This is a genomic window from Marinirhabdus gelatinilytica (assembly GCF_003353425.1).
Taxonomy (GTDB): Bacteria; Bacteroidota; Bacteroidia; order Flavobacteriales; family Flavobacteriaceae; genus Marinirhabdus; species Marinirhabdus gelatinilytica.
Genome location: NZ_QRAO01000005.1, coordinates 143,890 through 157,983 on the forward strand (window position 1 = coordinate 143,890; position 14,094 = coordinate 157,983).

At 43.6% G+C, this 14,094-nt stretch carries 11 protein-coding genes and 1 tRNA gene; 5 read left to right on the top strand and 7 right to left on the bottom strand.

Translation table 11 applies throughout. The features are described 5' to 3' along the window. Window positions 1-20: 20 nt before the first annotated feature. The 7 genes from C8D94_RS13290 to porU form a co-directional block, all read right to left on the bottom strand. Window positions 21-620 carry a SprT-like domain-containing protein gene (locus tag C8D94_RS13290; RefSeq protein WP_115124448.1) on the bottom strand — a complete coding sequence of 200 codons (600 nt, stop codon included), beginning with the start codon at window positions 618-620 and terminating at the stop codon, window positions 21-23. 133 nt (window positions 621-753) lie between these two features. Next, on the bottom strand, window positions 754-1,443 hold the full coding sequence (locus tag C8D94_RS13295; RefSeq protein ID WP_115124449.1) for an SDR family NAD(P)-dependent oxidoreductase: 690 nt from the start codon (window positions 1,441-1,443) through the stop codon (window positions 754-756). Window positions 1,444-1,517: 74 nt separating this feature from the next. Next, complete coding sequence (locus C8D94_RS13300; protein WP_115124450.1) at window positions 1,518-3,179, bottom strand: pyruvate dehydrogenase complex dihydrolipoamide acetyltransferase; 1,662 nt, start codon at window positions 3,177-3,179, stop codon at window positions 1,518-1,520. 3 nt (window positions 3,180-3,182) lie between these two features. Next, window positions 3,183-4,181, bottom strand: coding sequence for a pyruvate dehydrogenase (acetyl-transferring) E1 component subunit alpha (pdhA, locus tag C8D94_RS13305; RefSeq protein ID WP_115124451.1), 999 nt, complete (start codon window positions 4,179-4,181; stop codon window positions 3,183-3,185). A gap of 177 nt (window positions 4,182-4,358) precedes the next feature. Beyond that, the gene (gene cdd, locus C8D94_RS13310) at window positions 4,359-4,856 is read right to left on the bottom strand and encodes a cytidine deaminase (RefSeq protein ID WP_115124452.1); all 498 of its coding nucleotides are present in this window, start codon (window positions 4,854-4,856) and stop codon (window positions 4,359-4,361) included. 8 nt (window positions 4,857-4,864) lie between these two features. After that, on the bottom strand, window positions 4,865-6,034 hold the full coding sequence (gene porV, locus C8D94_RS13315) for a type IX secretion system outer membrane channel protein PorV (RefSeq protein WP_115124510.1): 1,170 nt from the start codon (window positions 6,032-6,034) through the stop codon (window positions 4,865-4,867). A 42-nt stretch (window positions 6,035-6,076) separates the two neighbouring features. Beyond that, a complete protein-coding gene (gene porU / locus C8D94_RS13320; protein WP_317047734.1) occupies window positions 6,077-10,003 on the bottom strand; it encodes a type IX secretion system sortase PorU in 3,927 nt (1,308 codons plus the stop codon). Between the two features lie 209 nt (window positions 10,004-10,212). Here porU and gldJ point away from each other — a divergent pair, with 209 nt between their 5' ends. From gldJ to C8D94_RS13345, 5 genes are all read left to right on the top strand, one after another. Continuing rightward, the gene (gene gldJ, locus C8D94_RS13325; protein ID WP_449405539.1) at window positions 10,213-11,889 is read left to right on the top strand and encodes a gliding motility lipoprotein GldJ; all 1,677 of its coding nucleotides are present in this window, start codon (window positions 10,213-10,215) and stop codon (window positions 11,887-11,889) included. A gap of 81 nt (window positions 11,890-11,970) precedes the next feature. Then, complete coding sequence (locus C8D94_RS13330; protein ID WP_115124455.1) at window positions 11,971-13,251, top strand: UDP-N-acetylmuramoyl-tripeptide--D-alanyl-D-alanine ligase; 1,281 nt, start codon at window positions 11,971-11,973, stop codon at window positions 13,249-13,251. 75 nt (window positions 13,252-13,326) lie between these two features. Continuing rightward, a tRNA-Val gene (locus C8D94_RS13335) sits at window positions 13,327-13,401 on the top strand. 36 nt (window positions 13,402-13,437) lie between these two features. Then, window positions 13,438-13,683 carry a GIY-YIG nuclease family protein gene (locus C8D94_RS13340; protein ID WP_115124456.1) on the top strand — a complete coding sequence of 82 codons (246 nt, stop codon included), beginning with the start codon at window positions 13,438-13,440 and terminating at the stop codon, window positions 13,681-13,683. 117 nt (window positions 13,684-13,800) lie between these two features. After that, the gene (locus C8D94_RS13345) at window positions 13,801-14,046 is read left to right on the top strand and encodes a GIY-YIG nuclease family protein (protein ID WP_115124457.1); all 246 of its coding nucleotides are present in this window, start codon (window positions 13,801-13,803) and stop codon (window positions 14,044-14,046) included. Window positions 14,047-14,094 lie beyond the last annotated feature (48 nt).

Consider the following 14,094-nt stretch of genomic DNA (forward strand, 5'->3'; position numbering starts at 1 on the left):
ATTTTTAATTTGAACAAAAGTCAAGAATGCAAAAATTCCACCTCGGCATTGGGATTGAAGAGATACATCCTTCCCGTGCTCACTTCCAGACATTCGTAACGTTTTACCCGTTTGTTACCCCGTTTAAAAATTTTCCCGTTGTACAAACGGAACAGTCCACCGGGGGGTATCTCAAAGATATAGTTTTTATCGTTGGGGGCATCATACTGTTTTAAGGCCAGTGAAAGTTTGGCATCGGTATCGCTGCTCGCCCGCGGATTTTTAAAATGAATCGCCAACAGAGGCAACAATTGGCTGGGAAAAATCTCTGGGCGGATGTAGGGCAGCATCAACATGGTGAAGCTGTGTTTCCATTCCTTCCCGTGGGGCTTTATGTTCCTGCCAAATTTCGAAAACGCTACCAAATGTGCAATCTCGTGTATAAGCGTGATCAAGAAACGGTATTTGTTAAGATTGGCATTAACTGTAATCTGGTGCTGGCCGTTGGGCGTCTTGCGATAATCGCCGTGACGGGTTACCCGTTCGTTCACGATTTTCAAATACACATTATTCGTTTTTATGAGCTCAAAAGTAGGCTCAACAGCAGCTTGCGGAATGTATTTCGCGAGGATTTCTTGCACAGTTCAAAAATAGTGAAATTTACTTGTTTTGTCATCTCCAAGAAGTCACGACTGAGAGATCACATTCTACCAATTGGGATTCAATTTATGTCTCCAAATCTGTACTGAGCTTGCCGAAGTATCGAAACGACCGTTAAGGTGTAGAACTGGAAACCTGTAGGATCTTCCCGTTGTACATTTTGTTGCCCGTTAACGAAAAGTCCATAATGTACTGTGCCATTTCTTTGGCTGTAGTGGGCGCCTCGTAACCCGGAAAGGCTTCTTCCAGCATTTCGGTCTGTACGGCACCAAGGGCCAAGCAGTTAAAGCTAGGACCTGTTTCTTTATATTCTTCGGCCAGGACTTCGGTAAGTGTAATAAGTGCTCCTTTGCTACTGCTGTAGGCTGCCAGACCAGGAAATTTCAAACTTCCCTGAATACCGCCCATACTACTAATGTTTACAACGTGGCCGTCCTTTTTCATAAAAGGCAATACAACTTGTGTCATTGCAGCGGCACCGAAAACATTTACGGAATAGCTATCTTCAAAGTCTTCCCGTTTCAGTTTTGAAAAGGGTTTGCTTATCAAATAGCCCGAATTATTGATAAGTATATCTACGTGGGTCCAGGTTTCGTTCAAGAATTGTCTTACACGGGCGATATCCTTTTTGTCCGTAATATCGCAAGAAAAACACCAGCAATTTGAAATATCTAATCCCGAAACTGGCGCAGCATCACGCGACAAGGCAAGCACATTATGTCCTGCATCTGTAAGTAACGAAACCAGCTCGTAACCTATACCCCTGCTTGTACCTGTAATTATGATGTTTTTTTGTTTTGGCATAGAATTATTCAGGTTTCGTTAAAAAATTAAAAGAACACACCCCTCGATCCCCTCTTTACAGTGGGGAGGTTAGATTACACAAACATAGTGACAGGGTTTTCAATATACTGTCGTACAGTTTGCAAAAATTGTGCTCCTGTAGCACCATCTACGGTACGATGGTCACAAGCCAAGGTTACGGTCATAGTGTTTCCAACCGCAATGGCACCATTTTTAACAACTGGCTTTTGTACAATGGCACCAACAGATAAAATAGCAGAGTTGGGCGCATTGATGATACTGGTAAATTCTTTGATACCAAACATTCCCAGATTGGAAACCGTAAACGTGCTTCCCTGCATTTCGTCTGGCGTCAATTTTTTATTGCGTGCTTTGCCTGCCAGTTCCTTAACGTTGGCCCCAATTTGGGAGAAGGTCATTTGGTCTGCAAATTTCAAGACAGGAACTACCAATCCTTCATCTACTGCTACGGCAACACCCATGTGGATGTGCTTTGCGATTTTTGTGGTATCTCCAGTCCACTGGCTGTTTACCTGTGGGTGCTTGCGTAATGCCATGGCACAGGCCTTCACAATCATATCGTTGTATGAAATTTTTACATCCGGATTGCTATTGATTGCCGTTCTGGATGCAATGGCGTTATCCATATCCAGTTCAACTGTAAGATAATAATGCGGTGCGGTGAACTTGGACTCGCCCAGACGTTTGGCAATGGTTTTGCGCATTTGGGAGTTTTTGGTCTCTTCCCAAGCTTCTTCACCTACAGGTTGGTAAGCTCCTGCGCCCGCTGCAGCTGGTTGGTAATTTTCAATATCGCTTTTTACGATCCGCCCGTTTTCTCCACTTCCAGAAAGATGGTTAAGGTTGATTCCTCTCTCCTCGGCCATTTTCTTTGCCAATGGGGATACAAAGATTCTCTTTGAGCTTGAACTCGAAGTAGAAGATGAAGATGCCTCTTTCTTTTTCTCTTCTTTTTTAGGAGTTTCTTTTTTTGTTTCAGTTTCCTCAGCTTTTTTAGAGGAAGGCTTTTCTTCGGATTTTTCTTTCTTGGCTGTAGTTTTCGGCTTGGTTGAAATAGAAGAGACATCCGTCCCTTCTGGGCCTATTATGGCCAAAAGCTCGTCTACTTTTGCTGTTTCACCTTCGGCAATACCTATTTTTAGCAGCGTTCCCGAGTAGAAACTTTCAAATTCCATAGTGGCCTTGTCTGTTTCAATTTCGGCCAGAATATCACCTTCTTCAACGGCATCGCCTTCTTTTTTGAGCCAAGTGGCAACGGTTCCTTCTTCCATGGTATCGCTCAAACGCGGCATGGTGATCACCTCTACACCTTCGGGAAGTTCCTCGTCACTCTCTGCCTCGTTAGCGTCATTTTCTTCAGTAGCTTCTGCTTCGTCTTCAGCTTCAGCTTCATCTTTTGAGGAAGTATCCTCAGGCTTCTCTCCTTTTTCAGTTTTGTCTTCAGTCCCACCATCCAGTAATCCTGAAATATCCTCTCCTTCCTCACCAATAATGGCCAAGAGGCTATCTACCTTTGCGGTGTCCCCTTCTTCAATACCAATATGGAGCAGTGTCCCCTCGTAAAAGGATTCGAACTCCATAGTAGCTTTATCGGTTTCAATTTCGGCAAGAATATCGCCTTCTTCCACTTTGTCGCCCACTTTTTTAAGCCAAGAAGCCACGGTTCCTTCTTCCATGGTATCGCTCAAACGAGGCATGTTTATTACTTCTGCCATTGGTTATAGTTTATGAGGTAAAAATGGATAATCTTCTTGTTCGTACACTGCGTCGTACATCACGTTCTTTTCTGGGTATGGAGATTCTTCGGCAAATTGCTCACATTCTTTTACCCTATCCTTCACACGTTTGTCTATTTCTTTTATTTCTTCCTCCGTAGCCCATTTCTTTTCGTAGATATGGTGCAGCACGTAGGAGATTGGGTCTTCTTCTTGTTTTTTGGCAACTTCCTCCTTGGTACGGTAATGTTGTGCGTCACTCATGGAGTGGCCTCGATAGCGGTAGGTGCGAATTTCCAAAAAGGTTGGCCCATCGCCACGGCGGGCACGGTCTATAGCCTCGTCCATTTCTTTGGCAACCACCTCTGGTTTCATCCCGTCCACTGGCTTACAGGGCATCTCATACCCTAGCCCTAGTTTCCAGATATCGGTATGGTTTGCTGTCCTCTCTACCGAAGTTCCCATAGCGTACCCATTGTTCTCACAACAGAACACCACCGGTAATTTCCACAGCATAGCGAGGTTGAACGTTTCGTGCAACGACCCTTGACGTACGGCACCGTCTCCCATATAACAAAGGGTTACAGCCTTACGATCGTGGTATTTGTCACCATACGCTATCCCAGCACCAAGTGGTATTTGTCCTCCCACGATCCCATGACCACCATAAAAACGGTGCTCCTTGGAGAATATGTGCATGGAGCCTCCCAGTCCTTGTGAGGTTCCAGTGGCTTTTCCGTAGAGCTCTGCCATTACCTTTTTTGGGTCCACGCCCATTCCAATGGGCTGTACGTGGTTACGGTAAGCGGTTATCATTTTATCCTTGGTGAGGTCCATGGCGTGCAATGCTCCGGCAAGTACTGCTTCCTGCCCGTTGTAGAGGTGCAAGAAACCACGCACTTTTTGATTGATGTACACTTGCGCCAGCTTGTCTTCGAACTTACGCCAAAAGAGCATGTTCTCATACCAGTCCAGGTATGTTTTCTTGGTGATTTTTTTCATCAACTATTCGTGTTGGATTACTGAGATAAAGTTCAGCATTAATTTTTTCGCGAATAACAAAAATAGGAATTTTAAAATCGTATATGAAACTTTAGTTTCTAAAATATAGGTACGATACTATTTATGAAGAGAACATCCTTGTGTCGCTTTTTATCAAGAATTTAAATAGCCTATACACTAGGAAATGTTCTGTAAAAAGGTACTATCAAAAACAAAGGGCAACAAGTCTTTTACTGAACTTGCCTGCGCAACTTTTCCAGTCTCACCCATAAAATAAATAGCAATGGGTGTTTTTTGGTTTACCTCGTATTCTGCCAAGGATTGGCGGCAGGCACCGCACGGAGGAGTGGGTGTGTTTACTTCTTTCTGCAGGGAACGTACGGTTAAAGCCATTGCCTGAAAGGCAACTCCGGGATAGGTTGCCCCTGCGTGGAAAGCAGCTACCCGTTCGGCACAGAGCCCGGAAGGAAAAGCTGCGTTTTCTTGGTTGTTGCCCATGACCACTTCTCCATTGGCCAATTGTAGTGCAGCACCCACCTTAAAAAGCGAATAAGGCGCATAGGCTCTTTCTCGAGCTTCTTGCGCCTTATGCATTAATTCTTGAATAGGTTGTGGAAGCTCGTCTATAGATTGAAAAACCGTGAGTTGGGTTGTGATGGTGAGCTTCTTTGCCATATAATTTTTTAGTATTCGTCGTACTCGTCTCCAAAGTTGAAGGTAAGCCCGAAACGAAGTGTTCCCTCCAACGGACTTCGTACCGCTGAAGTTGAGAACAGGTACGAGACATCTATGTTGATAGCCGTATACTTAAATCCAGCACCTAGGGAAAGAAATTTTCTAGATCCTTTTTCGTCACTTTCATTGAAATATCCTGTACGGAATGCGAACACATCCTGGTACCAGTACTCTGCACCCAAGGCCCAGGTAAATTCTTTCAACTCTTCACTGAAACCATCTGGGGCATCACCAAAAGACTGGAAGATTCCAGAAAAGAAACTGATGTCCTCGTACTCCTCGTCATCTTCTCTATCTATATCGCCATCGCCATCAAAATCCTGTGGGGTTGGCACCAACAGTTTATTTACTTCAGCAGAGACACCTATCTTGTTATATTCATCTAGGATAAAGTCGAAACCAGCACCCAAGGCCATATTGGTAGGTATGTTGTTTTCTTGTCCAGATTCGTCATATTTCAACTTAGGGCCAATGTTTGAAAAATTGAAACCTGCTCTCCAGCGTCCATCAAAATCGTTATAGGCTATTTCTTCAGATTGGTAATATCCTGCGATATCCACGGCAAAGGTATTTGCTGCGTTTGCATCGTCTCCATTTACGGTTGGGATCCTGAGGTCGGACCTGATGTATCGTCCGGCAACTCCCATGGAGAAACGATCACTTAAACGTAATGAGTAAGACACATCCAACAACATTTCATTGGGTTTTACTGTATTTACTGGTCCGTCTGCGGTTTCTCTCAATTCAATTTCACCTACACTGAAATAACGCAAGCTTGCTCCTACCGCACTACGCTCGTTGATACGGTTGTAATACACTAAGTTACCAAGGAATATATCGTTTACAATCTGGCTCAAATAAGGTGTATAGGTAACCCCTACTCCTTGTTTTGAGATAGCAAAGGCATATTTTGCAGGGTTCCATTGTTGTGAAAAAGCATCGGCCGAGGTGGTCACGCCAATATCTCCCATACCTGCAGATCTTGGATCTCCAGAAATTAACACAAAAGGAACACCAGTAGTAATTACTCTGTTACCCAAAGTTGGATCCGCACCACCTTGGGCAGATGTTTCAAAAGCAACCAAGGCCAGTAGAATCAAGATAGAAATTTTCTTCATGAGGTAAAAAATTTTTGCAAATATAGGTTTAATTTTCAATTATTAAAGGATGACAAGTTTTTCAAATTTTTCAACTTGCTTATTGGTTAACGGAGATTTTACGGTAATCTTGTACACGTATACGCCTTTTCCTATTCGGTCTCCAAAATCGTCACGACCGTCCCAAACAATATCTCGGGACAGGAAACCATCGGTAGAGATGGTTTGGTTCTTGGTCCAGACCACCTTTCCAGTTACGGTAAACACCTGTACCTGAACCTCTAAAGGCTCGAATGGGCGGTTGTGGTTAAACCAGAACTCGGTATAATTCACAAAAGGATTGGGGTAATTAAGGACGCGTGTTATTTCCAGTTCATCATCTCCAGCTACGATAAATTGGATATCGGCCGTTGAGGAATTGTTGTACACATCCCACGCCTTAAGGGTAAGGGTATGCAGTCCTTTTTCCAAGTCCCTAAGGTTATAGGTAGCGGTTCCTTGCGTGAAATCGTCAACTTCAGATTGGTAAAATTCATTCAGAACAATAGGGTTGGCCTCGTCCCCGTCCAAGATAGCGATCATATCGTGCCCTATCCCACTGGCTGTGTTTATCCCGTTTTCGTCTTCCAGCTTTGCCAATAATATAGGGGAGTCGTTTGTAATTCCTCCGGAAACAAAACTTTCGTCATTCATAAACAGGTTGATACGCGGCCCTACATTATCGGCCGGGGCATCTTCGTTGAGTCCTCCTATCCTAATCACCTCGTTGAAGCCTGTTTGGTCCTCAAGCCTAATATTATTTTGGGCATACAAGCTTATCCTACCGTTCCCCACAGGAATTTGTATGTCTCGGGGAACGACAAATTCAAACTCAAATTTTCCACCAGTGATACTTGCCTGACCATTGAAGAGACCTTCGCCCAAGGTCTTAAAACGCATTTGCAGCAAATCCCCGCTACCCACAATTCCATCTCCATCAATATCGGTAGAGTCGTCCCTTACGTTATCGTTTCCTAACGTGAGGCGCTCTACGTCTTTATCAAACAGTTTCACAGCAAGGGTTCCATTGTAGGAGGGGATAAGGCTTCCGTTCTGGTCTATTACCTCCCCCGTAAACTTCACTTTACCCAAAGCCTGCAATGGTGGCGACGAAGCGCTTATAGGTGCCCCATTCAAAGAAGTAAGCCGAATGCCCGGAGTAGGGAAGGCAAGTTTTGAGGCTGGATCCCCTATAAAGAACACAACCCGTCTTGAATTATTACTAGAGAGTATATTTTTAGCCCGACGTGTAGCTTCAGCTGGAGTAATCACATCGTTCATATTATAGCCGAAAAGCAGTGGCGCCAGCTCTCTATTAAAAGCCACACCCGTACTCACCGTAATAGATCTGGTGGTTGTAATGAGCGAAATAGCACCTCCTTCAGTATTCCAATATGTAAGTTCCCCAGCAGTAATCCTTTCGGGATCATCAAATTTTGTGAACTCGCAGGTTACGGTAACAATACATGGCAACCTATCTGGGTTCTTTAAATTTTCGGCCACCCCTTTTGTGTAAATGAATTCCTTGGCAAGACCATCTTCTCCACCGTGACCAAAATAGTTGATGATGAGTGCCCCAACTTCGGTTTTATTTTGAATCTCTTTGGTAACGGTTGGGTACCTATTCCCCCCTGCCGATGTTTCTTGCAAAAAGGCATCGGTATGTATTTTCTTGACGTTTATAAAGTCTTTGTTGTCTGAAATCTCATCTCCCAACCCATCCAGATTTTTTTGGATAGCTGTGTATTCCCAGTCTTTATCTACATCGTCAGAAATCAACACAAAGTTATTTCGCCAGTTTCCGTAGGAAGCACGCGAGGCGTAATTAATAATTTTATCCACCAATTGGTTGGCCAACTGTACATTGTCTGCGATAATCCTACCTACAGCAATGTCCAAATTATCGTTATCATTAAGAGTGCCGCCACCCTCATTGAGAGCCGTACCACCTATGGTTCCTTCAAAAGGGCCTATGCTTCCGAAAAAATCATCACTCATAAACGAATTTGAGGTACTTACACTACTCAAGGTGTGGAATGTAGGGACAGCATTATTATTATCAATCAGTCTATTTTTATAATCTACGGAGGTATCCCCAAACAAACACAAATATTTTAATGCCTGGCTTGGGCTGGAAGCGTTTTCATAAATGTAGCGTACAAAATTCCGTATGGCGCTTATGTCCTGCTGGCCAGAACTGAACTCCTCATAAATTTTATCGGTAGTGACCACCTTCACCTGCATACCGCTCGAATTCCTATGATGGTCTGCCAGGCGCAATGCGGGCTGCAATAGGAATGGCGGTGCAATAATAAGATATTCCAAATCTTTGAAGTTCCCCGAAACATCCTCGAGAATACTTCCCTTTAGATCTTGATTACGCACATTGGCGTTTGGCACCTCTATGGGGCTATAGTAATCTGAAGGATCTATGGCCACATATTTCCTCAACTGCCCCAGTGTAACCTTGAAGCCGAAGTTGGCACTCGTGTTTTCATTGGTTACTGAGGTAATAAAGTCGGTATCGGTAACATCCCAGACCTGGGAGAAACCCGATGCATTGCTTATTTGGTACTCCCCTACACCAGACAGTGTAGCAGCATCATTAAATTGAAAGTTCAATTGATTGCCCGTACCAGACAATCTTCTCTCTGCAGAGACACCTATATAATCCAAATATCCTTTTGCTGAAGGATTGCCATTGTTGTTATAATTTAGGATCACATCTACCTGTTCGTTACCAGCAGGTATATCGTATTCCCTAGAAGCAGTATTCAATAAATTTTGACCACTAATAGCGCCAAAATTAAGCGGCGTTAAGCTTGACCCATTCACACTCACCGCCATGGAAGATGCTCTCTCTGAAGCTGCAGCTGCTTTTACCACCACTTGCATTTCACTTCCGGCAATTATATTGGGAAACTCAAAAGAAAATTCCTGTTCGTTCTCTACATCAAACCTGTTCCCGAACCAACGCCTACCCACTCTTGCTGGTGAAAATTCATCTTCTTCGTGGAACTTATAATCGTTGAACGCTGTAATAGTAGTGGTGGCATTGCCCGTAGGCTCCACCATTGACTGCACACGTTTACCCGCACTGCCATTGGCCGTAACATAATAAAAGGCCTCGTCGCTATAGGGGTTTAAGTTGGTGTCATTCTCAAGGTCGTATCCTTTGGTTCCTATTCCGTAGAAAAGGATAGAGTCGCCACTATCAAAACTACCATCTCCCTCTCCTATAACCTGGATGGCGTTCTCTGGCAAATCAAAAGCCACGGGAATTCCACTATACCTAGGGAGCGGCTTTCCACCATGCCCGTAAATTTTAATGTTTCTGGGGTCCACGCCGTCCGTATTCATCCCTATGTTGTTCAGGAAATCCTTTGTAATCCTGTACACCCCTGTTTCTTCTATTTTAAACTTATACCAATCTCCAGTTGCCAGTACAGAGTTGGTTATGGGCATTCTTGTGGCATTATTCTGTCTTTCAGTTCCGTAGGCGTACGACGCATTGAAGGAAACCACTTTTTGATATCCCGAACCGCTTTTTACAACGGGCGAGACCTTTAGCGCTGTATACAGTACATCCCTTGCCCTGGTGCTGGAAATGGTATATTCAATCTGTGATGGCACAAGGTCCTTATTTATCCCTTTGAGCTCTGCACTTGTCATGGGCGCATACACTACATTGCCAATCCTTAGCGAGTTTTGGTTCACTACCCTGCTGTCCTTCCATTGCGATGCATAGAAAAGCGATGTCTCGTCCACACGCAACTGCTGCCCAGAAGTTTTGCTGGCAGGTTGGGGCACTGTCCTAGTTTGGGATATGGTTCCTTTTTGGGTTTTAGAGGTATTCTCACCCTCCCAAGGCACAACAAATTGTTTGCTTTGTGAATAAAGAGGCAGGGATAAGGGAAATAGAAGGAATAGTACTATTAACTTTTTCATCATAACTTGTAACGCTCCAAAGATACGCTTAGTGTAGCAAATTGAAAGTTTTTTACAGAAATAACATTTTACCATAATATTTGAAAAAAAAGTGCGTTTATGATGGGTCGATACAAACAATCGAGCCTTACGGTGCATAATATGGCAAAATATTATTGCGCTTTTATCGTTAATTATTATATTGCGAACCCAATTTATTCATAATTGAACCTATGAACATGATAAAAAACTTAGCCCTAAAAGCACTATTATTAGTTGCTGTGGCAGCCTTTATTACCAGCTGTAACAAATCCCGCGACTACAAAAACAGCTCGAGAGCAACCGGTTGGAAGATGAACTCCAAAGAAGGTGGCTTTCAGTACAACCCAAAAGCCAAAGAACAAGAGACAGGTCCAGGACTTGTATTTGTAGAGGGTGGAACCTTTACTATGGGCCGTGTACAGGACGACCCAATGCACGACTGGAACAACTCCCCAAACCAACAACACGTTCAGTCATTCTATATGGATGAGACCGAGGTAACCAACTTAATGTACCTAGAATACTTAGATTGGTTAAAGCGTGTGTTCCCCCCAGAGGATGAAAACTACCGTCGTATCTATGATGGCGCCGTGCCAGATACCTTGGTATGGAGAAACCGTTTAGGTTTTAACGAAGTAATGACAAACAATTACTTGCGCCACCCTGCCTATGCAGACTACCCAGTTGTGGGAGTAAGTTGGTTGCAAGCTGTAGAATTCAGTAACTGGCGTACAGATCGTGTGAACGAGCTTATCCTAGAAGAAGAAGGTTTTACTACTAGAAATGCCCGTTACGAAGTTGAGCCAGGTGAAACTTTCAACACAGATACCTATTTGAACGCTCCAACCCAAACGTACGGAGGGAACGACTCTATTACCAGAGGTGGTAAGCGCTCTGAAAGTTTAGCAAAAAGAAGCAAGGACAGTACAAATCTATATGTACAGCGTAAGGACGGATTATTATTACCTGCATACAGACTTCCAACCGAAGCTGAGTGGGAATATGCTGCCCTAGGTCTTGTTGAGCTTAGAAACTACAATGTATATAGAGGTAGAAAAAAATATCCTTGGGATGGGCAATATACCCGTAACAGCAAAAGAAGAAATCGAGGTGACCAATTGGCCAACTTCAAGCAAGGTGATGGTGACTACGGTGGAATTGCAGGATGGAGTGACGATGGTGCCGATATTACTGCCGAAGTAAAATCATACGAGCCAAACGACTTTGGCCTTTACGATATGGCTGGTAACGTAGCCGAATGGGTTGCAGATGTATACCGCCCTATTGTTGATGATGAGTTTAACGACTTTAACTACTATCGCGGAAATGTTTACACCAAAAACGCTATTGGCGAAGATGGAAAAGTAAAAATTATCACTGCAGACTCTATAGTGTATGACACCTTAAGCAACGGTAAGATCGTGGCTAGAAATTTCCCGGGAGAGATCGCCCAGGTGCCTGTTGATGAGAACGAAACATACCTAAGAACACAATTCTCAGAAAGTGACAACCGTGATTTCCGTGATGGAGACAGACGCTCAACACGTCATTACTCTTCTTTTAGCGATTTTGACAGTGAAGGAAGCCAGGATGGAAAGCGTATGTACAATTCACCAAAACACAGTGTCACGGCAGATAGCACCGGATCTTTAGACCGTCAATACGACCAGACCTCTTCTAGAACAACACTTATAGATAATGAAGTACGTGTTTACAAAGGAGGATCTTGGAGAGACCGCGATTACTGGTTGGATCCAGCACAACGTCGTTTCTTCCCGCAAGATATGGCTACGGACTATATCGGGTTTAGATGTGCGATGTCCCGTGTAGGTTCAAAATCCAAAAAAGGGAAGCGTCCAAGACACTAAACTTATAGTACAGCATACAAACCCTCCCGTGCATCTTGCAATGGAGGGTTTTTTTATACCTTTATCCCAAAACCCACACCATTGAAATCAGAAGCACTACACCAACTTTTTCTTGAGAGTAGCGGCATTTGTACCGACACTAGAAAGATTACCAAAAACTGTCTATTCTTCGCCCTAAGGGGCGATAACTTTAACGGCAATACATTTACCCAAGAGGCATTGGACAAAGGGGCATATAAAGTAGTGATAGACGATTTGGGGTTTCATAAGAACACGGGCGAAACCATTCTATGTAGAAATGTACTCGAACAACTTCAAAAACTTGCCACATTCCATCGCAACTATTTAAAGGTGCCTATAGTCGCTCTTACAGGGAGCAACGGTAAAACCACTACTAAAGAGCTTATAAACGCAGTCTTGGCTACAAGTTTCAAAACCACTGCTACTGCAGGAAACCTGAACAACCACATAGGTGTCCCCCTCACCCTACTCTCTATGTCTGCCGAGACAGAAATAGGTATTGTAGAAATGGGAGCCAATCACTTAAAGGAGATTGCACAACTATGCAAGATAGCCCTCCCAGATTACGGCTACATTACAAACTTTGGCAAGGCGCACTTAGAGGGTTTTGGCAGCCTAGAAGGTGTTATTAAAGGCAAAACCGAACTGTATGCCCACCTCCAAAAAAACAACAAACTCATTTTTGTGAACGCCAACGATCCCCAGCAAGTTGAAATCTCCAAACCGCTCTCCAAATACACTTTTGGCGATAGCAATCAAGACTGCTATGTTGCTCTTAAAAATGCTACAGGCAACGTGATTGTCCAGTATAAAGGAGCGGATATAAAAAGTAACTTAGTTGGGCTATACAATTTCCATAACATTGCTGCGGCTATCGCCATAGGAGACTATTTCAAAGTTTCAGCAGAAAAAATAAAAGAAGCGATAGAAGGGTATATACCACAGAACAACCGTTCGCAGATCATCCAGCAAAATGGACATACCATTCTCTTGGATGCCTACAACGCCAATCCCACGAGCATGATGGCTGCCTTAGAAAATTTCAAGCAAGCTGAAGGCCACAACAAAATCATGATTTTGGGAGATATGTTCGAGCTGGGAGTTGAAGCCGAAGCAGAACACCAAGCCATTACAGATTATCTTGCTGAACATAAATTCGGCAAAGCATATTTGGTTGGTGAAAATTTCAGTAAAACTGAAACCACAGCTACCCATATTACAAAACACAGGGACTTTGAAACTTTTAAAAATGCTCTAATAGCCGAAAAATTAGATAAAAACACCATCCTAATTAAAGGCTCACGAGGGATGGCCCTGGAACGGTCACTCGCTTTATTATAAATTATCTTATATTTTTCAATAATATATTTGTGGAAAGCAAAAACTAGTTTATATTTGCAACCGCTAACAAAGCAAGGGCGCTTAGCTCAGTTGGTTCAGAGCACTTGGTTTACACCCAAGGGGTCGGGGGTTCGAATCCCTCAGCGCCCACATCAAAAGCTTCACACACGTGAGGCTTTTTTTTATATGCACTACTTCACCCACATACTATATTCCAAGAAATTGAACAAATACTATGTAGGATATACCCAACAATTATCCAAACGACTGGACAACCACAACTGGAAGCACAAAGGATTTACCGGCAGAGCCAATGACTGGGTGCTGGTTTACAAAGAGCAGTTTGCCAAAAAATCCGAAGCCCTGAGCAGGGAGAGACAGATAAAAAGGTGGAAGAGCAGGAAGATGATCGAAAAACTTATAGGCAAATAACCCTGCAAAAGGGTATCTGGAAGGTCCAGAGCATCCCGAGTTCACCTCGGGAGGGTCGGGGGTTCGAATCCCTCAGCGCCCACATCAAAAGCTTCACACACGTGAGGCTTTTTTTATATGCACTACTTCACCCACATACTATATTCCAAGAAATTGAACAAATACTATGTAGGATATACCCAACAATTATCCAAACGACTGGACAACCACAACTGGAAGCACAAAGGATTTACCGGCAGAGCCGATGACTGGGTGCTGGTTTACAAAGAGCAGTTTGCCAAAAAATCCGAAGCCCTGAGCAGGGAGAGACAGATAAAAATGTGGAAGAGCAGGAAGATGATCGAAAAACTTATAGGCAAATAACCCTGCAAAAGGGTATCTGGAAGGTCCAGAGCATCCCGAGTTCACCTA